Genomic DNA, 23,260 nt, shown 5'->3' on the forward strand with positions numbered 1-23,260 from the left:
GGTCGCCGCCAATGTGCGCGACGGGCGGCTGTCCTTCGCCCTGGACGGCGCCGAGGCCATCCGCTCGGCCGACGCGGTGTTCATCGCCGTCGGCACCCCGTCGCGTCGCGGCGACGGCCATGCCGACCTGTCCTACGTCCATGCCGCCGCCGAGGAGATCGCCGGCCTGATCGAGGGCTTCACCGTCATCGTCACCAAATCGACGGTGCCGGTCGGGACGGGGGACGAGATCGAGGCCATCATCCGGGCGCGCCGACCCGACGCCGACTTCGCCGTGGTCTCCAACCCCGAATTCCTGCGCGAGGGCGCGGCGATCGAGGACTTCAAACGGCCGGACCGGGTCGTGGTGGGCACGGAGGAGGAGCGCGCCCGCGATGTGATGCGCGAACTCTATCGGCCGCTGAACCTGAACGAGACGCCGATCCTGTTCACGGGCCGGCGCACCTCGGAACTGATCAAATATGCGGCCAACGCCTTCCTGGCGATGAAGATCACCTTCATCAACGAGATGGCCGACCTGTGCGAAAAGGTCGGCGCCGATGTGCAGCAGGTCGCGCGCGGCATTGGGCTCGATAACCGGATCGGCTCCAAATTCCTGCACGCGGGCCCGGGCTACGGCGGATCCTGTTTCCCCAAGGACACCCTGGCGCTGGTGCGCACGGCGGTGGACGCCGGCTCGCCGGTGCGGCTCATCGAAACCACGGTCGAGGTCAACGACGCCCGCAAGAAGGCGATGGCCGCGCGGGTGTCCTCGGCGCTGGACGGCGAAATGGCGGGCAAGACCGTCGCCCTGCTGGGTCTGACCTTCAAGCCGAACACCGACGACATGCGCGACGCGCCGTCGCTGGACGTGGCCCCGGCCCTGATCGCCATGGGCGCGACGGTCCAGGCGTTCGACCCCGAGGGCATGAAAGAGGCGGCCCATCTGCTGCCCGACGTGGTGTTCAAGGAGGGGCCCTACGACGCGGTCGAGGGCGCCGACGCGGTGGTCATCCTGACCGAATGGGACCAGTTCCGGGCGCTCGATCTCAACCGGGTCAAACGCCTGCTGCGCCAGCCGGTCATGGTCGATCTGCGCAATGTCTACCGGCCCGAGGACATGCGGGCGCGCGGCTTCCGCTACACCTCGATCGGGCGCGGCTGATTGGCCACTCGACTGTGCACTGACCTGCCCTCGCCCGTTCCCGGAAAGCTATCAGCATGACAACCACCCAAGATGACACACTGGTGATCTGCGGCGCAGCTGCAGTGGATGGGATCCAGAACTTCGGGGATGAATTGCTGCAGCAGATCTATACTCGCTGGGCCCAGGAAGCGGACCCTGGCTTGCATGTGGTGATGCACGGGACCGACGAGGCTTCAGCACTTGCGGATGGAACCCGGCTCCGCGGCGTTGGCTTCATTGGCGGCGGCTATCTGGGCGAGAAGGCGACGGGGCGTGGGGCACTGCACGAATGGCTTCGCAACGGCGCATGGGGCGTTCGCAATCAACTTCTCTACGGCTCTGCTCTCGCGCTCGCGAGGCGGCACGGCGTGCCTCACTGCGTCAGCAGCGTCGAGTTTGGCCCAATCTCCAATCCGTTCTATCGGGCCTTCGCCGTGAGACTGCTGTCGACCGCAGAACACGCGACGGTCCGCAACCCGGATTCCCGCGAGTTCGCCATTCGGTACGGCGTCAGCGCCGGAAAGGTGAACGTCTGCCCTGATGTTGCGCTGGAGCTGACCCGACGCACCGTTCAGCAGGCTCGGAGCGGCGAACCTCCGAGAATCGGTCTTCACCTGCATGCCGTCGGCGGAGAGACCTGGCGCGAAGGCATTGCCACGCTGGTGAACGCGGCCCTGCAGAATGGACTGAAGGGCGCCGAAATCTGCTTCATCTACGATCAGGTCAAAGCGGGGGAGCGTCCGGCTTCCGCCCGCAAGGCCGAAGCATTTGCGCGAGAGCGTTGGCCGGACGTGAGGGTCATCCCCTACGAGAACGTCGAGCAATTGCTCTCCCGCCTGGACGAGATGAACCTGATAATCACGACCAAGCTCCACGTGGGCGTGGTCGGTCGGGCGCTGCATCGCCAGGTCCTGTCGCTACCGGTTGTGGCCGACGCCCGCCGCTTTGCGGTAACCAAGATGCCACGTTTCTACAGGTCTATCGACGAGGCTTGGCGCTGCGTGGACCTGACCTCGGATGCGATGCCCGAGTCACTGCTCAGATTCGCGTCGACGGTCTCGCCCGAGGCGGCACCCCTGCCGGTGACCTATCTCGACCAGGTTCTGACGGAGCGGGAGCGCTATTCCCGCTTCGTCCTCTCAAGGGCCTGAACCGCGGCGCGCAGGCAAGACAGTGAAAATACTCATCATCGCCGGCAATGTCCGTTCAGCTGTCGCCAATCGCGCGGATCTGATCGAGGCCATGAGGACGCAGGGTCATCAGGTGCAGGTTGTCGTGCCGCGGCAGGACTGGTCCTCCGCGATCGAACGTCTGAAGGTGCCGCATGAGGTCTTTCAGCTGTCGAGAACCGGCCTGTCGCCGCTCTCCGATCTGAGAAGCATCGGGGCATTAGTGAGCATAATGCGGCGTGCGAAGCCGGACCTGGTCTTCTCCTATAATGCGAAGCCGGTGATCTACGGCGCGATCGCCGCCCGTCTCGCCGGAGTCCCGCGCCACTACGGCATGGTGACCGGCCTTGGCTATTACCGGGCCGGCGGCGGCGGCCTCAGGCTAATGCTGACGCGCTTCGCTCAGGAGCGGCTGTATCGCGTTGCAACCGCGCTGAGCCGGGCGACGATCTTCCAGAACCGCGACGACCTCGAGACCTTCCGGCAGAACGGGCTCATGTCACCGTCGGCAAACGCGGTCGTGGTCAACGGTTCGGGGATCAACCTTGAGCGCTTCCCCGTCCAGCGGCTTCCGGCAGGCTCGCCCGCCTTCGTCATGATCAGCCGCCTGCTGGCCTCAAAAGGCGTTGAGCAGTTCGTCGCGGCGGCAGAACAGCTTCAGGCCGATGGCGCCAAGGCGCGCTTCGTGCTGGTGGGGCCGCATGATCCGGATTTGCCGGGCTCGCTGCCTGTCGAGATGATCGAGAACTGGCGTCGGCGCGGCGTGATCGAGATCGTGGGCGGCGTCGACGACGTCTTGCCCCAGCTCGCGCGCGCCAGCGTCTTCATCTTGCCTTCCTTCTACGGCGAAGGCACGCCCAGGGCCGTGCTCGAAGCGATGAGTTGCGGTCGCGCGATCATCACCGCGGACGCACCAGGCTGTCGCGAGACGGTGCTAGAGGGTGTGAACGGCTGGCTTGTACCGCCGCGAGATGTCGATAGCCTTGCCCGAGCCATGCGCCGCTTTGTCGACGATCCCTCGCTCATCGCCGCGATGGGGCGGGAGAGCCGCCGCCTGGCCGAGGAACGGTACGATGTCCACAAGGTCAACCGTCAGATGCTGGACATTATGCAGCTTGCGGGACCGCATGGATCATGACTGACGTGTACGTCCGATTGGGCAAGCGCGCGTTCGACATTGGTGCAGCGCTGATCCTGATCATTGCGCTCTCCCCCGTCCTTCTGGCGGTCGCGCTCGCCATTTTCCTCGACGACCCCGGCTCGCCGCTTTTCAGGCAGACCCGGGTGGGCAAAGACAAGCGCCCCTTCCGTATTATCAAGTTCCGAAGCATGCGGACAAAGGCGCCGCCCGAGACAGCCGCGGCAAGTGCTTACTCCGAAAGCGATCCAAGGATCACGCGCGTTGGCCGGATAATCCGCGCCACAAGTCTCGATGAGTTGCCGCAGCTCTTCAACATTCTCGCCGGCTCGATGAGTCTGATCGGTCCGCGGCCCATTGTGCCCGCGCAATTGACAGCCATACGCCGGGATCAGGAAGGGCGGTTCCGGGTCCGCCCGGGCATAACCGGGTTGGCCCAGGTATCGGGCAGGCGCGAGCTTGCCTGGCCCGATCAGCTGGCACTTGATTCAAGGTACGCCGACAAGATCACGCTCCTTGGCGATCTGAAGATCTTTCTCCGGACGTTCGCCGTCGTCTTCCGGGCCTCGGACGTCTACGGCGACCCTAGGAAGAACTGGAGAAACTTCATCAGTCATGAGGATCAGACCCCTCCATGAAGTTTCTTCTGATTCCGGACGACGCCCGCATGATCGACGCCTGTGTGGCGCACGGCATCGATCGCGTTTTCATCGATCTGGAGGTGGAGGGGAAGCTCGAGCGGCAGGCTGGATTGAACGCCCACTTCAGCAGCCATGGCCTCGCCGACGTGGCGGACGCGCGAAAGCAGATCCCTGCCGGCGCCGCTACTGAGCTTCTTGTCCGGATCAATCCGGTCTCACCGGCCTCCGCGGACGAGGTCGACGCCGTGGTCGGGCTTGGCTGCGACCTCGTCATGTTGCCGATGTTTCGCAGTGTTCGCGAGCTGTCCGAGCTGGCCAGGCTGGTTGACGGGCGCCTGCGCACCGTAGGGCTTTTCGAAACCCCGGCTGCGCTGGGCCGGCTCCGGACCATGTTGGCGGCCGCCGATGCGCCTAAGGAAGCCCATCTTGGCCTCAACGACCTTTCACTCGGGCTTGGTCTCGATTTCCTGATGGAATCGCTGGCGGGCGGTCTGGTGGATCACTTCTGTCGCGAGTGCGCAGGCGCGGGCGTGCCGTTTGGCTTTGGCGGCGTAGGCGCGCTGGGCACCGGCGCTGTCCCCGCGGAGCTGATCCTGTCGGAGCATGTTCGTCTCGGCTCCACCGCTGTCATACTTTCTCGAACGTTCCGGGACGCAGCCCGCACGGACCCGGATCTATTCGGTGAGATGATCCGCGACCTTCGCGCCTACATAGCGCGGCTCCGCGAGCAGCCCTGCTCGGTGCTGGAAGCAAATCGACGTGCGCTGGTTGAGGCGGTCTCACGAATCGCTGCGGAACAAACAGCCCCATGATTCATCTGCTCTACGTCCAGAAGCGAGAGATTCTCGCTATCCACAGCCCGCAGGTGGAGAACTTCGTCGCATCGAGGCTTCCGGAGGTCTCACTGAGATTTTCGGACGGGACGCCGCATTCGGACGACGCCAGGGCGGACTGGATCATCGCTCCTGCGGCAGCGTGGGCGGAGCCCTTGCTGAATCGCGCGAGCAAGGCGAGCTGGATACATTTCCAAGGGGCCGGCACAGACCAGCTCGATTCCTTCATCGCCTCCCGGCCCGATCTGCGCTTCACAACCTCGTCGGGAGTCAATGCTGACACCATCGCGGAGTACGTCACCGCCGCCCTCCTGCACTTCGCCAAGGATTTCGACCTGCTTCTCGCCGGCCAGCGCGAGGGGCGATGGGAACGGAGATGGCTGAGGGAACTGACCGGCTCCACGGTCGTGATCTTCGGGACGGGACGGATTGGCGAAGCGACGGCCCGACGTCTGCGCCCGTTCGGCGTACGTCTGATCGGGGTGTCACGCTCGGGGCGGTCCATCGAGCCGTTTGATGAGACCTGGCCGGCCGGGCGGCTGCACGATGTGCTGCCGCGGGCTGACGCCGTGGTCATCGCCGCGCCCCTCACGGACGAGACCGCGGGAGCGTTTGGAGCCGATCAGTTGGGGCTGTTGCCGGATCACTGTGTCATCATCAACGTGGCCCGGGGCGGAATTCTCGACGAGACGGCGCTAAGGGAGAGACTGGTGGACCACCGGCTGCGTGGCGCGGCCCTGGATGTCTTCGAAGAAGAGCCCTTGCCCCCCTCCAGCGCCCTGTGGCGCACGCCCCGCCTGCTCATTACGCCGCATGTGGCGGGAACGACCCAGCTTTATCTTGATCGCATGCTGGAAGGATTTGCTCGTTCCATTCCACCAGAACAGATCGCCCGCCCTGATCTCAGCTGAATGATTGCCAAGCGTCAGGCGAGGTGAAATAAAAACGCTCGCTGAAACGCCCCAATAAGGTCGAATCTATGCTCTCTCGGCAAATCGCCACCAAGGCCGTCCGTTCACTCAAGGTGAACTTTCCCATGCTGGTGGACGCCAAGTATGCGGTCCAGGTTTGGCGGCGCAGCCTGGTCGGCAAGCCTCATGAGCTCGACTTCGCCGCTCTGAAGCACCTTAAATGGCCCGGTACAGACGAGGATTTCCTCTTTCTCGACATTGGAGCGAACCGCGGTCAGACCATCTCGTCCGTTCGAATGTTCCGCAACTTCAAGATAGTTTGTGTTGAACCTATCCCCACGCTGGCGGAAAAACTGAAAAGGCGCGCCACCAAGGACCCGGGGCTGACCGTCATACAGGCCGCCGCCTCGGATGCGGCGGGAACGTTGCGGCTGTACATTCCGCGTTACAAGAACTTCTCTTTCGATGGACTTGCCTCCACCCAATACGACGCTGCGGCGAGCTGGCTTGGGCCGGACAAGCTATTCGGATTCGATCCGGCGCATCTTCACGTCGATGAGGTCAATGTCCCCGCTATCCGCATAGACGATCTCAATCTCACACCGAGTTTTGTGAAGATCGACGTCCAAGGCGCTGAAATATTCACCCTGCGCGGCATGGTCGAGACGATTTCACGGCACCACCCGATCATCTTGCTTGAGCGGCCGGAGCTGGATATTGAAGTGGCTTTCCTGGCGGAGCATGGATATTCGCCGTGCAAGTTTGACGGGCACTCCTTTACCCCGGGCGTGAAGGACAATCTGAATACATTCTTCCTGCGGGAGGAGCACCACGCGATGTTCTCGATCCCGTTCAACGACTGAACTGTTCGACCTGTGTCTGACAGAGATAGCGGGGCGCGCCGGCTACGTGCGTGGGTGGGCACGGCATTCAGCAGCCGGTTGGTCCAGAGCGGTCTGGGTAGCGTCTTTGTCCGAATAGCTACGGCGCTTCTGGCAGTCCTCAGCTCCGTCGTGCTGGCGAGGGGGCTTGGGCCGGCCGAGTACGGCCTTTATGCCTACACCTTGTCCATCATTCTGGTGGTCGCCGTTCCGGCGCACCTGGGCCTGCCCACGCTCGTAACCCGCGAGACCGCCATCGCCCACGGCCGTGCGGATTGGGGGCGTATGAAGGGGGTGTGGCTGTGGTCGACCAAGGCTGCAGGCGCCATCTCCGCGGGGCTGGCCATTCTGGGAGCGGCTGCGGCTGTGCTCTGGTCCGACCATCTCGCCCCGGGCCAACCGGCGGTGTTGGCCTGGGCCGTGCTGCTGATCCCGCTGATCGCCGTGGGCACCCTGCGGGGTGCGGCGCTCAGGGGACTGCAAAGGCCAGTGCTGGGGCAGTTACCCTACCAGATCATCCGTCCCGCCCTGTTGACCGCCGCTGTTGCGGTTCTGGGGCTGGCGCTGGGCGTCCGGCTTTCCGCCGGCGATGCCATGGCTATTCATGTGGGGGCCGCGCTCCTGGCCTTCATCGTCGGCGCCGGCATGCTGTGGCGCGCCCGTCCTCCGGGGGTCATCGACCGCGCCGTCGCCCCGACCTACGACAGCAGGGCATGGATCATGAGCACCCTGCCCCTCAGCCTCATAGCGGGCATGAGCCTGCTGAACCAGAACATTGGCGTGCTGGTGCTGGGGGCCGCTGGCGATCCCACGGCGGCCGGCGTGTTCCAAGTGGTGATGCAGGGGGGCCTTGTCCTAGTGCTGGGCCAGGCTGCGCTCGACATGGTTGTGGCCCCACGCTTCGCGAGGCTGAACGCGTTGGGCGAACGAGGCAAGCTGCAGCGTCTCGTCGCCCTGAGCGCCTGCGCAAGTCTGGCCATGGCCGCGCCTGTCGCACTGATCTATATCGCCTTCGGAGAACCGCTACTGGCGCTCGTCTTCGGAGACGGCTTTCGGGACGGGGGGGCGGCCCTAGCGATCGTGGCTGTGGGTCAGGTCATCAACGCCGGGTTCGGTTCGGTCAACGCATTGCTGAACATGACCGGGTTTGAGCGCGACACCGCACGCAGCCTGACGATCGCCGGCATCGCCCACGTCGCAGCAGCCGCTACGCTTATTCCCCTGTTCGGACTTATCGGAGCCGCCGTTTCCGCGGCAGGCACCTTGGTCCTCTGGAATCTGCTGCAATGGCGGATGATCCGCAAACGACTACAGCTTGAGAGCACCGTGCTTGCGCTATACGAACGATTTCGGCCTCTCTGATCGTGGAGAGAGCCTGGGAGCAGACCCTGTTGGAGGAGGCTGAATGCCCCTGAGTCCCCACTTTCCGGCGCCCGCGAGATCCCGTCTCCGCCGGATCGGCTGGGCCCCGGGGGTTATTGTCTTGGTCGCCTACATAATCGGGAAGATGTTCTATCTCAGCCAGAGTGGGCTGCCTCAGCCGGCCGACCTCGGGCTCATCGCCCTGGCTCCCTTCTTCATTCGCCGCCAATACCTGACAGCGACCATGGGTTCGGTCCGCCCCTATATCGCGTTTCTGGGCCTGGTTATCGTGGTGAACTTGGTCTGGTTGTCGATCAGCCAGAATATGGATTTCCTGCAGACCATCGCCTTCTACGGTTTCAATGCGATCGTTTTCCTGTTCGTGCTGTCTGTGGTCGGGAAGCACAGGAGCTCCATCGAGCGGTCGCTGACGATAGGGCTGTTCATTGCTGTCGCGATCCAGATATTCGTGGTCATGTCCCACGTCGGAGAGGCGGCTCGATCATCGGGAACCTTCCAGAATCCGAATCAGCTCGGCTACTGGGCCCTCTGCGTGCTCGGCATATTCTTTCTGGCGCGCCAGGCGCGAGCAGGTCTGCTGGAACTCATCTTTACGTCGGGTGCCCTCTACATAGCGTTCGTTTCACTTTCCCGATCGACGATACTGGCTATCGCCCTCTTGGCCGTCGTTCACTTCGCCCGGCACGCGCCGCGGCGCACCATGGCCGTACTTGTGGCCGGACTTCTCGCCGGAACCGTAGTGATGCTGGTGCCAAGCCCGGCACAGCGCAGCTTGGAGCATCGCTTTCAGCAGATGGAAGCGATCGAGAAGCTCGAGCGGCGGTTCGCCCGTGCGTCCGAAAAATCGCAGCTTGAAGTCCGTGGATATGACCGGATCACCGACAACCCGACGTTGGTCGCCGTGGGGGCAGGAGAAGGATATCATGAGCGGTTCAGCAGCATCGACCGGGAGCTGCACTCCACGATCGGTACAGTTCTGTTTTCTTACGGGCTGCTGGGAATGGTCGCCTTCCTGATCTTCCTGGGGTCGCTGACGGGCTATACGAAGATCCTTCCCTACCTCTATCTCGCGCCCTTCGTGTTCTACGGGCTGGCGCACCAGGGACTACGCTTTTCGTTCTTCTGGGTTTTCTGCGCCTTGCTTGCAGCGTCGAGCCGGGGGCTGCTCTCGTCCAGCTTCAGATTGAATCTGCCATTCCGGCGCGGCCCTTCCATCCCGGCGCGAGGCGCCGCTGCTTGGCGGAGACCCGGTTATGCTTCCGCTTCCGCTTCCGCTTCCGCTTCCGCTTCCGCTCCCGATCTGGTCAGGCGCCGCAGCCCCCGCTGACGCGGGCATCCATGCATGGGTCTCATGATCCCCTGAGACGGCGACCTGCGCCTGATGTCGCAGTCGCGGCTCCGGACCCAAAGCGGCCTCCTGGTGGCCCGCACTTGCTCAAGACTCGCGTGGGCGGCATCCGGCAAGTCGGACGCGCTTCAGGGTGCCGTTACGCGGCAGCCGACCATCGCGCCATCGCCGCCCCTTCTCCACCAGCACATGTGGGCGGCCGGGGATTCCCGGCGGCCCGCTGATCACGCGGCCGCAGTCTCCGCTCGGAAGTCCGCAATAATGGACCGAACCATCGCCTTCACGACTTCGTCGTCACCCGCAAGAGAGGCATCCCTAAGCCGCTCCAAGGCACTGATAGTCAGCTTGGTTTCAGACGTCGGCGCCTGAATTTCCATGATCCCTTCACTGCACGGGGTGATTTCCTCGTTCTCCTCGAACAGCACTTCCGTCAGCTTTTCTCCCGGCTTCAGGCCCGTGAACTGGATTTCGATCTCCCCCTCAGCGCGACCGCTCAGAGCGATCATCTGCCGCGCAAGATCGACAATCTTCACGGTCTCGCCCATTTCCAGGAGAAACTTCCGCGCCTTGCGTTCATCGCCTCCGGTGCAAAGCGCTGTACTGTGAAGAACCAGTTGAACCGCTTCGGGTATAGTCATGAAATAACGATTCACTTCGGGATCTGTAACCGTTAGCGGTCCGCCTTCGGCGATCTGCCGCTGAAATATCGGAATGACTGAACCTGCCGACCCGAGCACGTTGCCGAACCGAACCGCGCACACCCGCGTCGGATAATAGCTTTGCAGCTCCAGAAGTGTCTCGGCGATCCGCTTCGTCGCACCCATGATGCTGGTTGGAGCGACCGCCTTGTCGGTAGAGATCAACACCATCTGCTTGACCCCGCATCCAACGGCGGCCTGCAGTACGTTCCATGTCCCGAACACATTCGTCAGGACGCCTTCGGCCGGATTGTCCTCAACCATCGCCACATGTTTCAGGGCGGCTGCGTGGAAGACCAGATCCGGCCGTTCCCGCTGAAATACATCCGTGAGCCGTGACAGGTCCCGCACGTCCGCGAGCAGGGCCCGGTGCGTTACCTGGGGACCAATCCGTTCGATCTCCCGATCGATTCCGAACAGGAGAAACTCGGAATGATCGACGAGTGTCAGATGCGCGCAACCGAGCGTCGCGAGCTGCCGGCAGAGCTCCGAGCCGATGCTGCCCCCAGCGCCGGTAACCAGTATTCTCCTGCCCGCCACCAGCGCCCGCAGCGGTTCGGGATTCAGCGAGACCGGAGCGCGCGGAAGAAACTCCTCAAGGCGAATCTCCTGGAGCCGGCTGCCAGTGCTTTTCTCTTCATCCTCAAGGAACTTGATGGACATGGGCCGCAGCAGGGGATGTCCAGCCTGGCGCAACCGCCCAATGAGGTTCATCGACAACTGAAAATCGGTGACCGGGTCCGCTAGGAAAAGCACCGCCGCGGGGGTGCTCCCATCGGACGAGCGCCGGCTTGGGATGGTCCGCTCAAGCCGGGCTGGCGAGCCGACGCAAGGTATGTCGTGAAGCCTCAGTCCCGATTCCTGCTTAACGGGAGACAGGATGGCGACTGGCCGATATGGCGAGGCGGCGTCTGTTAGCAGGTGGCGGATGTGTCGGTCGGACTCGGCCAGCGTGCCCACGACGAGGAGCGGGATCTTGTCGGAGGGCGAGCGACGCCACCACGCGGGAAAGGCGCTCGCAGCCAGCGAGCGGTCATAAAAGAGCCGCCAGCCCAGCCGCAGTCCCACAAGCATCAAGAAGCTGAGCAGCCATGCGAGCGGCAGCACAGACCTAGGCAGCCGGATTCCCCTGTCGAGGAAGAAGATCAGAACCGTGAACAGAAGCACCGTCAGGGTCATGTTGCGGAGGAGCGCTATGGCTTCCCGGGCGGACGTGAACCTCCATGCTCCGTGTTCTGTCCGGGAAATGATTTCGACCAAGCCGGCCGCCCCGGCGTAAAGCGCCGCCCAACCAAAGACGCGTGATGCGTCCGGATGCTCGACCCACCAGCTGAGAGGAAGGGCGCGTCGCAGTTCATATGCGATCAAGAACGCGCAGAACACCGTTACTATGTGCGCGCCAAACTTCGCGGTTCGCGTCAGCATCCCTGCTATGTCTCCTCATCTTCCGCAACACCGGACCCGCCGCCGTCGTCATGCACAGGCTGGCGGGCCTTGGCGGAACGTGTAATCCAGCATCCGCCGTGACGTTTGATAGGGATATCAAACCCGGTCAACGGCGATTCGGAAGTGTGTCATGCGCGCCATGAGTGTGGCCGCTCCCAGTACCGCCGCTGAAATGAATGTCGCCCAAATCACGGATCGAGTCATCCGGACAGTACGCCAAGCAGCTGGAGTTGACCGCGAAGGTGCCGTGCGGGACAACGCTACGTCCTCCTTTGTGTGCGCCAGCTGCACCGGTCGCCGGCTCTCGCGCTCTCCACCGCCAAACTCACAAGACCGTTTTGTTTTCCCGGGTACCAGAATCCATGATGCGCCACTCTCCTTTGATTGTCGTGCTTTCGACCGCCCTCTTGGCGAGCTGCGGGGGCTCGCGCATGGATCTGTCCGACATGACCGCCGCGGCCCCCGCCGATCTGCAGTCGCTGCCCGGGCCCGCGCCTTATGAGGGCGAATACAGGATCGGCGTCGGCGACAAGATCAATGTCCGGGTCTTCCAGGTTCCCGACCTGTCTTTCGATAACCTGGTCATCGATACCTCGGGCAACATCCAGTTGCCGCTGATTGGCGCTGTGCGCGGGGCGGATCGGACGGCTGGCGAGATGGCGATCGACATCGCAGAGCGTCTGTCCCAGCAGTACCTCCGAAATCCTCAAGTGACGGTGACGGTGACCGAGGCCGCAAGTCAGAAGATCACCGTCGACGGCGCTGTCACCAAGCCCGGCGTCTATGAAATGCGCGGTTCCACGTCCCTTCTGCAGGCTGTGGCGATGGCCGAAGGACCTAGCCGTGTCGCGGACCTGAAGAAGGTCGCCGTGTTTCGAACGATCGACGGACGACGCGCCGTGGCGCTCTTCGACCTCGAAGCGATCAGGCAGGGTCGAGCGCCGGATCCGCAAGTGCTGGGCGATGACGTCATCGTCGTCGACACATCGCGCCTCAACAGCGCGCTTCGTGAAATAGTCGGGGCGGTGCCGGCGCTCGCGGTATTCCGCTTCTTCTGATGCCAGACGGGCGCTCGCCTTCGATCTCCGCAGTTCACCATGGGGCGGGGTGGGGTCGGGCTCTCAAATAATGTGCGCCAGTCAAAGCTTTGCGATATCAGCTCACCTGGATTGTATGCGGCGAAAGCCGGAACTCTGTAACGGATTTTAGGAATGTCGGGCGACAATAGTTTCGATGAGGACCACCGGCGTTCGCAGGTCACGCCGGCGCACCACGGCGACGATCTGGGTTGGGTGGACCAGGCCGAGCCTCAGCCGACCGTCGACTTGGCCGCCTATTGGCGGCTCGCGCTCAAGTACCGCTTCCTGATAATCGGCTGCTTCCTGGGAGCCCTCGTGATAGGGGCGACGGTCACGCTTTTGATGACGCCCATCTACACTGCGGAAGCCACCCTGCAGATCGACCGGGAGTCGGCGCGGATCGTCGAAACGGAAGACGTGACCCCCCGCGAGAACCTGATGCAGGGTGAGGAATTCTTCCAAACCCAGTACGGCCTGCTACGCAGCCGGTCGCTCGCCGAGCGGGTCATTGAGAGCCTGGGGCTAGCGAGCTCCAATCAGGCGCTGGAGGCGATCGGCGTAGAGGCGCCCGAAGGAGGCGGCACCGCCGCCGAACAGGCGGCTCGCCGCAAGGCCGCGGCGCTGAAGGCGCTGCAGGCCGATCTCAGCGTGTCTCCCGTACGCGGCTCCAGGCTGGTTGCGATCGGTTATAACAACCCCAATCCTGTGGTTGCGGCTCGCATCGCCAACGGCTTCGCTGAGAATTTCATCCAGTCTAACCTGGACAGGAGATTTGAGAGCTCGAAGTACGCCCGAGAATTTTTGGAGGAGCGGATCGTCCAGACCAAGGAGCGCCTGGAGGCGGCCGAACGGCAGTTGGTGGCCTATGCGGCCAACCAGCAGATCATCAATGTCGGCGAGCCCCGCGACGGCGAATCCAGCAGCGGAACGCAATCCCTGACCTCTAACAACCTCGTGGCCCTCAACAGTGCGCTGGCTGACGCTCGCGCCGAACGTGTAGCCGCCCAAGAGCGCTGGCGTTCGGCAAGTTCATCGGAACTCATGACCCTGCCGGAGGTGCTGCAGAATCCGACGATCCAGCGCTTGACCGAGCAGCGCGCCATTCTGGATGCCGAGTACCAGCAGAAACTCAGCCTCTATCAGCCGGATTATCCGGAAATGGTGAGACTGAAGGCGCGGATCGAGGAAGCTGATAGTCAGATCCGTACAATCGCGGGCAACATTCGCGGGTCGATCCGCAGTCAGTATCAGGTCGCCGCCAATCAGGAGCGGTCCCTCCAGGCCCAAGTGAACGCCCTCAAGGGGGATGTTCTCGACCTCCGCGACCGCTCGATCCAGTATAATATCCTGCAGCGCGAGCTCGACACCACGCGTACCCTGTATGAAGCGCTTCTGCAGCGCTATAAGGAGGTTGGCGTGACCGGCGGCGTCACAGCCAACAATATCTCTATCGTGGATCCGGCGACGCCGCCGCGCGAGCCGTCGAAACCCAATATGCTCCTGAACATGGCCCTTGCCGCCTTGCTGGGGCTTGGCCTCGGCGTGATCACGGCATTGGTGCTCGAAGCGCTGGACGAGAGCGTGGCGACTCCCGAGGACGTTGAGAAGAAGCTCGGCATCCCGGTGCTCGGCGTTGTGCCGCTGCTTGAGAAAGGGCAGACGACGGGGGAGGCGCTGGCCGATATCAGGTCAGGTTTCTCGGAAGCCTACTACTCTCTCCGGACCGCGCTTCAGTTCTCCACACCCGACGGTGCGCCCAGCAGTCTGCTGGTGTCCAGCGCCCGGCCGGCCGAAGGGAAGTCCACCACGGCCTACGCGGTCGCGCTGAGCCTCGCCCGCGTCGGCAAGCGGGTCTTGCTGGTTGACGGCGATCTCCGCAATCCTTCGATGCACCGGGTCCTGGGCGTCGAGAACGATCGCGGAATGAGCAACCTGCTGTCCGGCTCGGCGGATCTCGCCTCGGTGGTCCAGCGCACGCGCCAAGAGAGTCTGTACTTTATTCCGTGCGGCCCGCTCCCGCCGAACCCTGCGGAGCTCTGGGGCGGCGAACGGCTGCGCCAGTTCCTCGCGGAAAGCCGCAACAGGTTCGATCATGTCGTGATTGACGGCCCTCCGGTACTCGGTTTCGCGGACTCCCCCCTCCTCGCGGGCGCCGTCAGCGGAGTTCTGTTCGTTCTGGAATCGCGCGGAACCCGTCGCGGCCAAGCTCGCGGAGCGCTGAAGCGGCTTCAGGTCGGTCACGCTCACCCACTGGGAGCGGTTCTGACCAAGTTTAATGCAAAGGCCACCTCCTACGGAGGCTACGATTACGCCTACGACTACCACTACGGTGCTGAGGAAGGCAGGGACGGAAAGACTAGGAAGGGCAAGCCGGGTTGAGGGACGGGGTGAAGGCTTCCGCCGGACCGCGTAGGCGCGTCGTCGCCGAGGGTGTCGCCCCCTATGCGCTGATTGCCGGGGCGGTGCTGCTGGGGTGGCAGGTTCTGATCCAGCCCATCATTCAGCGGGCGCCCGTCGAGACGGCCGTTCGACTCGCTCCGACTTCCCCCTTGGTTCTACGTCGGGCGGCGGAAGCCGAGTTGCTGGCGGGACGCAATGACAACGCCGGTTTCCTGGCACGGGACGCATTGGCCCGGGCTCCCTTCGACGTCCGGGCCCTGCGTGTGATCGGCCTGAGCGAAGCCCGAGCCGGCCGTGAGGAACGGGCCGACGACATCCTAACATTGGCGGGCAACTGGAGCCTGCGCGACGACCCGACACATGCCTGGCTCGTTGAACGTCGCCTCAAGCGCGGCGATTACACGTCTGCCTTTGCCCATGCAGACACCTTGGTGCGGCGAAGGGATGACATCCGGCCTGAAGTCTTCCGCCTGTTCACGGTGGCTGGCGTTGAGGACCCACAGCGGTCACTACCCGTCCTCGCCGATCTCTTGGCGGCGAACCCGCCTTGGCGCCTCGCGTATCTCCGCAGCCTGAGAGAAAACCCACAGGGCTTACAGCTCGCCGCAAATCTCGCGATCCTGCTCGAACAAACCCGGTCGCCACTGTCCAACTCCGAACTGCAGAACCTTTACCGGAGCCTGCTGAACCGCGGCTATGTTGACGCCCTGCGCACTGTGCGAAACCGGGTGGGGCGCCCCCCCGCCGATTTCCTCCTGACCAACGGCGACTTCTCCGAGCCCGATGCGCCAGAACCGTTCCAGTGGCGCCTGGTGCAAAAGGCCGGCGTCGCCGCCGAAATCGTGGCGGACGACGCCAATCCGAAGAATCGCGCGCTCCGGGTGGACTACGACGGCCGCGCCTCAGGCCGGATTGTCGAGCAGTTGGCACTGCTACCCGAGGGCTCATATCGCTTCACGGCCTCCGCGAGGACCGAGGCGGGCGATCCGGCCGACCGACTCGTCTGGACCCTTACCTGCCTGACTGGAGGGCGGACCTTGGCCTCTATCCCCGGCGGGAAGGAAAACAGTCCGGGAGCCCATTGGTCGACAGTGACGCAAACGTTCACCGTGCCCGTTCCCTGCCCAGCGGTGTGGGTCCGACTGGAAACCCGCGGCGGCGACCGCCGCGCTTCGACCATCGCGTGGTTCGACCGTGTAGCGATCTCCCGCAATCGTTGATCTGGAAGGCAAGGGGCCAGTCAAAACGCGAATTTCGCATTGCTTTTGAAACCTCCGCCGCCTATACGGTTTTGGGATAGAGGCGGGTCAGCCCGTTTAGATAACCTGAATTGAGGGGATTTTTCATGCGTAAGACCATCGCCGCCGTGACGGTTGGCCTCCTGCTGGTGGCCGGACAAGCTGCTGCAGCCAATGATTCGGCCGTCGCCCGCGTTGGCGACCGCATCGGCGCCCGCGCCGACGTCAGCTCCGAGTTCGCGGGCATCCCGCTTCCCGTTCTTCTGATCGGCACGGCGGTTCTGGTCGCCACGATCGTGGTGGCTAGCGACGACGACTCGGAAAGCGACTAAGTCAGGACGGGTCGCGCGGCGTTCGGCGATTCACTGACGTAGCGCGTGCCAAACAAGCTCTGGAAAGGCCAGTGGGATGCCGCCGCTATTGCGTCGGTGGTTCTGCTGGCCTTTGCTTTTGCTTTTGGCGGAGCCAGTCGTGAGCATGCCCTGCGGCTGGCTCTTGTGGAATTGGCGGCACTGCCAGTCCTGGTCCTCGCGACCACTCGACTAATCCAGACCGGGTCGTGGCGCGACCATCGACTAGCCATCGGACTGGTCGCTGGGATCATCGGCCTTCTGGCCTTTCAGCTAATACCCCTTCCTCCAGCGGTCTGGTTGGCGCTTCCAGGGCGTGATCAACTGGGGCTTGCGTTACAACTGGCCGGTGTCGAACCTGGTTGGAGCCCCCTGAGCCTCACACCTGAAAAAACGTGGCAATCCACGCTCGCGCTTGCTCCTCCGCTCGCAATGTTCACCGCAACGCTGACGTTGGACCAGCCTCAGCATGCGCGGCTGGTGCGGCTCTGCATCGCCGCAGCATTAGCTGGAGTTCTCCTTGGAACCGCCCAGTTAGTGAACGGCGGCACGCAACTGTACCTGTGGGCTACCACGGGCGCCGGGTCTGTGGCCGGCTTCTTCGCCAATCGGAACCACTTGGCGTCTTTTGTCCTGACCGCCTTGCCGTTCCCGATCATCTGGGGTGCGGCTGCTCTGCGCCGGTCGGACCCGCGAACCCTACCACTGTGGCTCGGAGCCCTGTTCTCGGCCTTGGTTGTCGTAGCCCTCGCAGCCATTCGCTCCAGAGCAGGCATCGTTCTTTTCCCCCCCGTCGTGATAGCCAGTCTGCTGGCTGCCTGGATTGCATCTGGAAGGGGTCGGCCCAGTCGGCAGCTGTTGATCGTCATCGGCGTGATTGCGGCCGCGCTTACCGCCGTCGCCGTTCTGGGCCTATCGCCGATTCTCGCGCGATTCGACACGCAGGGGGCGCCGGAGACGAGGTTCGAACGTTGGCCGTTCGTGGCCGAGACCGCCGAGACCTATCTGCCTCTCGGATCCGGCGTCGGCAGTTTCGATGCGGTATACCGCTCTGTGGAGCCGCTAGGCGAACTCGACGGGACGTTCTTCAATCAGGCTCACAACGAATACCTTGAGCTCTGGCTGGAGACCGGCTGGGTCGGCGCCATCATCTTAGTCGTGTTCTTTGCGTGGTATGCTCGACGTTGCTGGAGCGCCTGGCGCGGTCCGCCGTCGCGCGAGCGCGACCTTCAGCGCGGAGCCAGCATCGGCATAGGCGTCCTTCTCCTACATTCGATCAGCGATTATCCTCTTCGAACGTTGGCGCTCGCGGTAGTCTTCGCTCTTTGCTGCGCCTTGCTGGAATTGGCCCAGCGCCCGGACCGGGTCCAAGGTCGCCAGAACCCCGTCTGACGTCAGGCGTGATCGGCGCCCGGACCGGCTTCAGGGCGAAGCGAACGGATCCTCGACCAAACAGATGCATGCCCGAGACGGGTCAGCCGCGATAGACGGTCTCTTCCTCGCTTCCTGCCGCCGAGGTGCCCGTCACTCGAACAAGTAGCCGACCTTGCTGATCTTGATGTCTGGCTCCCCGATGCCGGGCCCGAACTCCGCGGGCAGGGTCAGCATCCAGTCGCCCGAGCCGGAGAACACCGGGAAACTGGCCGGCATCGGGACCAAGTGGTCTTCGCCATCATAGAGCGGCGCAAGAGGATCTGACGGGGCGGCCAGCGGATTGGCATCATGATTTCTCTCGCCATCGCCGAAAGCGAACGCCCAGAGGTCGCCCAGCAGAAATTCGTCTTCCTCCATGGCAGGAAGGGCCCATGCGTCCGCCCCCTTTCCAAGAGGCAGGACGTTGCTTTCGTCGGCCATCTCGGGAGCGGGCAGAGGGTCTCCGTTCAGGTCAAAGAGCCCGTCCGCAAATTGCAGTTGCTCGACGTTTGTCAACCGATCCGTTCCGTCCGCCCCGACCAGGGTGGTGACCCCACCGCTGGTGGTTATGGTGTAATTCGCGCGATTGCCGCTGAAGACGGCAGTGTCAAGCCCGGCGCCGCCGTCGAGGGTGTCGGCGCCCGCGCCGCCGTTCAGGATATCGTTGCCGGCGAGACCGGACAGGACATCGTCGCCGCCGCCCCCGTCCAGGGTGTTCACCCCGGCGTTGCCGGTGATCGCGTTGTTCTGCTCGTTGCCGCCCAGGTTGATGGCGTCCGTCTTGCCGGAGTTGATCGTCGTCAACTCCTCAACCCTCACCCCCGCGCCAAGGGTGTAGCTGACCGAGGCGCGTACGACGTCCGTCCCCCCGCCCGCGGCCTCGACGATCACATCGCCGGCATGGTCGACGTAGTACCGGTCGTTCCCGGCGCCGCCGATCATCGTGTCCGCACCCGCACCGCCATCCAGGACGTCGTCTCCGCCTAAGCCCTCCAGCTCGTCATTGAAGGCGGTGCCCACCAGGTTGTCGGCGCCCGCCGTGCCTCCAAAATACTGCCCGCCGGCGGCGCCCACGATCAGGGTGCCATCCGAAAACCGAAGCCGCTCGACGTTCGTCAGGGTGTCGGTCCCGTTCGGGCCGGTCACCGTGGTCACGCCGCCGACGGTCGAAACCGCGGAGCCGGCCATCGTACCGGAGAACACGGCCGTGTCCGTGCCGGCACCGCCGTCGATCGTATCGTCGCCGAGCCCGCCGGTGATCACGTCGTCGCCGCCCAAGCCGTTGATCGTGTCGGCGCCGGTCGTGCCGCCGAGGTTGTCCGCATTCGCGGTTCCGTCGATCGGACCGCCGCCCAGCGGGGTCCCACTCGCGTCGAACAGCCCGTCGGCGAACTGCAGGCGCTCGACGTTGCTGATCGTGTCGGTCCCGTCCGGGCCGGTGACCGTCGTGACGCCCGAGTTGACGCTGACGGTATAGGCCGCGCGATTGCCGCTGAAGACCGCCGTGTCCGTGCCCGCGCCGCCGTCGATGGTGTCGTTCTCGCCACCGCCGGTCAGCAGATCGTCGTCGGCGCCGCCGTTCAGGGTGTCGCGGCCGACATCGCCGTTGAGGACGTCCGCCCCCGCGTCGCCGTTCATGGTCGCGCCGAGGAAGAGCAGCGGCTCGACCGGCGCGCCCGGAACCGAGACGTGCAGGGTGTAGGTCCCGCCCGCGGGCGGCGGCGATGTGACGAGGGTGGCGTCGGCGCCCGACTGCCACTCCGAAACCTGCACATAGTAGGTGCCGGCGGCGAAGAAGGTGAAGCTGATGCCTGAATCGGTGGACGGCCCGCCGTCGCTGGCGGAGTCGTCGTTCTGCCCCAGCTGGTTGCCGCCCGCGTCAAAGATCCGCAGGACGCTGTCGAACGAGGCGTTGTCGATGTCGAACACGACCGTTTCGCCCGCCCCGACGGTGACGGCGTAGTATTCCATTCCCCCGTGGCTGGTCGCCACGACCGTGGCGTGGGGAATGGTGGTGGAGTCGGCCACATCGCTGCGCGTGCCCAGATCGAACCCGCCCGCCAGCGAGACCGCCGTCGCGATCGAATTGTTGGCCGTGCCGAACGGCTTGACGATATCCGGGGCGCCGCCGCCCTCGCCGGGGGCGCCGGAGAACAGCTGGTCGGCCCCGCCGCCGCCGTTCAGGGTGTCGATGCCGCCGCCGCCGCGCAGGATGTTGGCGAAGCCGTCCCCGGTCAGGGTGTCGGCATGGGTCGTGCCGCGCACTTCCTCGATGCTGGTGAGCGTGTCCATGCCCGCCCCGCCGATGGCGGTTCCGTTCGAGAGATTCACCGTCACGCCTGCCCCGGCGCCGGAATAGTCGGCGATGTCGGCGCCGCTTCCGCCGTTCAGCGCGTCGTTGCCCAGGCCGCCGATGAGGAAGTCGCCGTCGTCTCCGCCGTTGAGGACGTCATTGCCCGAACCACCATCCAGCGTGTCCGTGCCGGCCATGCCGTTGATCGTGTCGGCGCCGCCCAGCCCGCCGATGGTGTCGCCGAAGACCGTGCCGCTGATGGTCTCATTGGTGATGTCGCCACCCACCAGCAGCCCGCCCGTCGGCGCCGCCGCGATGGTCTGGTCCGAGAACTGGAGGAATTCGACGTTGCGGAGGGTGATGGTTCCGTCCGGACCGGTCACCGTGCCGACCTGGCCGTTCCAGGTGACGGTGTAGCTGGCTCGGGTCCCCGAGAAGACCACCGTGTCGGAACCCAGGCCGCCGTCGATGACGTCGTTGCCGCCGTTGCCGGTGATCCGGTTGCCGGCCGAGTTGCCGCGGATGGTGTCGACTCCGGAACCGCCGATGACGTTCTCGATCACCACGCCGAGCGCGATGGCCACATTGCCGACCAGGGCGCCGACGCTGGAGAAGGCGCCCTGCCGCAGGTCGATGGTCTGGGCCACGCTATATCCGGAGAAGTCAAATGTGTCGGTGCCTCCAGCGTCCCAGACCGCGAAGATCAGGGCGCTGGAGCTGTTGTTGGCGTTGAACCACACCTGGCCGGCGTTGGAGTTGAAGCCGTAGGTCGTGTCGCCCGTGCGCGTCGTCATGTTGGCGCCGTACAGGCGCTGGGCTGCGGCGATGTCGTCCAGCAGGGGAACCGCCGAATAGCGGTTGTTGCCCACGCCGTTGGTGCGGAAATCGGCGCCGGTCTGCTGCTCGCTGAAATAGCTCATCACCGTGTACTGGCGCGAATCCTCGAAATAGGTCGCGTTGGCGGCATAGGTGATCACGCCATTGGCGCTGGCGTTGTAGGCCGCCGGGTGGCTGAGGCCGATGGCGTGGCCGATCTCGTGCAGCAGGACCTGCTGGCCATAGGCCTGCATGACAGGCAAGGAATTGTACGACAGCGAGCTGTTGATCCAGACGTCGCCCTGCACGGCGCCGGAGCCGGTCTCCCCGGGCATGCCGCCGGGCAGGTAGGCGAAGGCGGCCGCGCCGTCCTGTCCGCTCGAGTAGTTGCCGAACAGGATGGTGGCGTTGTTGGAATACTGGCTGCCGATGTCGCTGACGCGATTGAAGGTGATGTTGGCCACGTCCGACCAGGCGGCCAGCGCCAGTTCGGTGGCGGCGATCTGCGAATTGTTGAACTGGGTGAAGCCGGTGGTGTCGGTCGGCATTGTCGTCACCGAGGCGCGGAAGGCGTAGGTCACGACCGCCGCCTGGCCGAGGCCCGCAGCCCAACTGGTGTTGGAGCGCGTGATCTGGGCGCCCGCATCGGTCGGATCGAGCGAAGGCTTGCCGTTGGGGCCGAACGTCCCGCGGTCGTCGGCGTTCAGGATGACGCCCTGCCCGCCGCCATCCGTGCCGTCCGTCGCGCCATGAAAGCGTCCGCAGCAGCCGCAGATCTGGTAGCTGGCTATGGCGCCGAACGACGGATCAACGGGCCGGTCCACCGTCGGCGTGTCGCCGTCATCGGCAAGCTGCGACCAGGTCGAGCCGAAGCTCCGCGAGAAGGAATCGAACATGAAAACGGCCCAACCGACGAGATTTTGGTCGGCTACCGTAACGCGGCTTCCCGAAACGACAAGCGGCGCCGGTTCAACTCGTGGTGACCCGGAACACCAAAACATGCTACGGTTGCTCGGAGGTTCCCCGACATTCGCGCCAACCGATACCTGAAGTCCGGGCGCGTCGCGCCGGGCCACAAGTCGGGACGCCAAGGGGTTCCGTGTGCGGTCAGCCTTCTATCGGAAGATCCGCGAAGGCCGGGACGTCGGCCCATCGCAGACCTACGTCGTGTGCTGACGCTTCGCATCGCCCATCAGCGGAGACGACCGGTGCGGCGGAAACCGCCTGGAGAATCCGCCGCTCGCCCCCTCTCAGGCGCAAGGCCGTGAGCACCCCGGATTCGTAGGCGCGGGTGTCAATTCCGATGCGGCGCCTGTCCGCATGCACTTCCGCGGCCGGCGTGTGCCCGTGAACGACGACCTTCTCGAACTCTTGCTGACTCCGAAGAAACGTACCGCGAATCCAGAGCAGGTCCTCGTCCGCCTGGCTTTCCAGCGGCTCACCGGGTCGGGCGCCGGCGTGGGCGAAGAAATAATCTCCCACCGAGATCCGCATTTCGAGCCTCGCGAGGAAGTCACGCTCGTCCGCGCCAAGTTTGTGATTCAGATCCGACGCAAGGTGTCTCCAGGCCTCGGCCCGGTGTTTCATGTCGGGCGGACGAAGCCCGTAGGACTGCAGGGTGGCGTCCCCGCCGTACTCGCACCATTGGGCGCCGACCGAGGGATCCTCAAGAAACCGGGCCATGGTTTCCTCGTGATTGCCCTTGAGAAAGCGCCACTCCACCCCCTCGTCGGCCGGCAGACCGGCCAGCCGCTTGAGCACGGCGCGTGAGCCGGGGCCTCGATCCACGTAGTCACCAAGAAAGACAACGGTCTTGCGCTGTGCGTCCATCGTCCGCAGATCGGCACGGATCGCCTCCACCAGCGGAGCCAGAAGGTCGTCGCGACCGTGGATGTCGCCGACGGCCCAGACGACCGTACCCGCGGGCACCTGGGGAGATGCAGGCGCCCTGACTGGCGCCCGGCGCTTCAGAAGCTTGAGAAACATGGCTCGCTATCGATGATGTGATCGGCGCCCGGACCGCGACACGCGACCTGGTCAGAGAGCGACCTCGCTATC

17 protein-coding genes are annotated in these 23,260 nt (G+C 64.4%); 14 read left to right on the forward strand and 3 right to left on the reverse strand.

Annotated features, from left to right (window positions below):
• The 9 genes from VEA62_RS10455 to VEA62_RS10495 all read left to right on the forward strand — a co-directional run.
• Positions 1–1,144, forward strand: a 1,144-nt coding sequence (locus VEA62_RS10455) for a UDP-glucose/GDP-mannose dehydrogenase family protein (protein WP_324821360.1), incomplete at its 5' end; no start/stop codon positions are given.
• Positions 1,145–1,200: 56 nt separating this feature from the next.
• Positions 1,201–2,316 carry a polysaccharide pyruvyl transferase family protein gene (locus VEA62_RS10460; protein ID WP_324821362.1) on the forward strand — a complete coding sequence of 372 codons (1,116 nt, stop codon included), beginning with the start codon at positions 1,201–1,203 and terminating at the stop codon, positions 2,314–2,316.
• Positions 2,317–2,338: 22 nt separating this feature from the next.
• Complete coding sequence (locus VEA62_RS10465; RefSeq protein WP_324821364.1) at positions 2,339–3,472, forward strand: glycosyltransferase family 4 protein; 1,134 nt, start codon at positions 2,339–2,341, stop codon at positions 3,470–3,472.
• Positions 3,469–4,110, forward strand: coding sequence for a sugar transferase (locus tag VEA62_RS10470; RefSeq protein ID WP_324821365.1), 642 nt, complete (start codon positions 3,469–3,471; stop codon positions 4,108–4,110). Before VEA62_RS10465 ends, VEA62_RS10470 begins: the two co-directional genes overlap by 4 nt.
• A complete protein-coding gene (locus tag VEA62_RS10475; RefSeq protein WP_324821367.1) occupies positions 4,107–4,925 on the forward strand; it encodes an aldolase/citrate lyase family protein in 819 nt (272 codons plus the stop codon). The genes VEA62_RS10470 and VEA62_RS10475 overlap by 4 nt, the downstream gene beginning before the upstream one ends.
• Positions 4,922–5,857 carry a D-2-hydroxyacid dehydrogenase gene (locus VEA62_RS10480; RefSeq protein ID WP_324821369.1) on the forward strand — a complete coding sequence of 312 codons (936 nt, stop codon included), beginning with the start codon at positions 4,922–4,924 and terminating at the stop codon, positions 5,855–5,857. Before VEA62_RS10475 ends, VEA62_RS10480 begins: the two co-directional genes overlap by 4 nt.
• Before the next feature lie 125 nt (positions 5,858–5,982).
• Positions 5,983–6,720 carry an FkbM family methyltransferase gene (locus VEA62_RS10485; protein ID WP_324821371.1) on the forward strand — a complete coding sequence of 246 codons (738 nt, stop codon included), beginning with the start codon at positions 5,983–5,985 and terminating at the stop codon, positions 6,718–6,720.
• Positions 6,721–6,774: 54 nt separating this feature from the next.
• Complete coding sequence (locus VEA62_RS10490) at positions 6,775–8,100, forward strand: polysaccharide biosynthesis C-terminal domain-containing protein (RefSeq protein ID WP_324821373.1); 1,326 nt, start codon at positions 6,775–6,777, stop codon at positions 8,098–8,100.
• 145 nt (positions 8,101–8,245) lie between these two features.
• The gene (locus VEA62_RS10495; RefSeq protein ID WP_324821375.1) at positions 8,246–9,448 is read left to right on the forward strand and encodes a hypothetical protein; all 1,203 of its coding nucleotides are present in this window, start codon (positions 8,246–8,248) and stop codon (positions 9,446–9,448) included.
• 245 nt (positions 9,449–9,693) lie between these two features.
• Here VEA62_RS10495 and VEA62_RS10500 read toward each other — a convergent pair whose 3' ends face one another.
• A complete protein-coding gene (locus tag VEA62_RS10500; RefSeq protein WP_324821377.1) occupies positions 9,694–11,592 on the reverse strand; it encodes a nucleoside-diphosphate sugar epimerase/dehydratase in 1,899 nt (632 codons plus the stop codon).
• 452 nt (positions 11,593–12,044) lie between these two features.
• Here VEA62_RS10500 and VEA62_RS10505 point away from each other — a divergent pair, with 452 nt between their 5' ends.
• The 5 genes from VEA62_RS10505 (at position 12,045) to VEA62_RS10525 (ending at position 18,072) form a co-directional block, all read left to right on the forward strand.
• Positions 12,045–12,671: a polysaccharide biosynthesis/export family protein gene (locus VEA62_RS10505; RefSeq protein WP_324821379.1), complete on the forward strand. Its 627-nt coding sequence runs from the start codon at positions 12,045–12,047 to the stop codon at positions 12,669–12,671.
• Between the two features lie 153 nt (positions 12,672–12,824).
• Entirely contained in the window at positions 12,825–15,071 is a 2,247-nt protein-coding gene (locus VEA62_RS10510; protein ID WP_324821381.1) for a GumC family protein, read from the forward strand.
• A gap of 8 nt (positions 15,072–15,079) precedes the next feature.
• Positions 15,080–16,312, forward strand: a complete 1,233-nt coding sequence (locus tag VEA62_RS10515) for a hypothetical protein (RefSeq protein WP_324821383.1) — start codon at positions 15,080–15,082, stop codon at positions 16,310–16,312.
• Between the two features lie 125 nt (positions 16,313–16,437).
• Positions 16,438–16,662: a hypothetical protein gene (locus tag VEA62_RS10520; RefSeq protein WP_324821385.1), complete on the forward strand. Its 225-nt coding sequence runs from the start codon at positions 16,438–16,440 to the stop codon at positions 16,660–16,662.
• 45 nt (positions 16,663–16,707) lie between these two features.
• Positions 16,708–18,072: an O-antigen ligase family protein gene (locus VEA62_RS10525; RefSeq protein ID WP_324821387.1), complete on the forward strand. Its 1,365-nt coding sequence runs from the start codon at positions 16,708–16,710 to the stop codon at positions 18,070–18,072.
• 132 nt (positions 18,073–18,204) lie between these two features.
• Here the strand turns inward: VEA62_RS10525 and VEA62_RS10530 are convergent, their stop codons facing one another.
• Complete coding sequence (locus tag VEA62_RS10530; protein WP_324821389.1) at positions 18,205–22,098, reverse strand: M10 family metallopeptidase C-terminal domain-containing protein; 3,894 nt, start codon at positions 22,096–22,098, stop codon at positions 18,205–18,207.
• Between the two features lie 211 nt (positions 22,099–22,309).
• Positions 22,310–23,188 carry a metallophosphoesterase family protein gene (locus tag VEA62_RS10535; RefSeq protein ID WP_324821391.1) on the reverse strand — a complete coding sequence of 293 codons (879 nt, stop codon included), beginning with the start codon at positions 23,186–23,188 and terminating at the stop codon, positions 22,310–22,312.
• Positions 23,189–23,260 lie beyond the last annotated feature (72 nt).

This window comes from Brevundimonas sp., from assembly GCF_035627475.1.
Lineage (GTDB): Bacteria > Pseudomonadota > Alphaproteobacteria > Caulobacterales > Caulobacteraceae > Brevundimonas.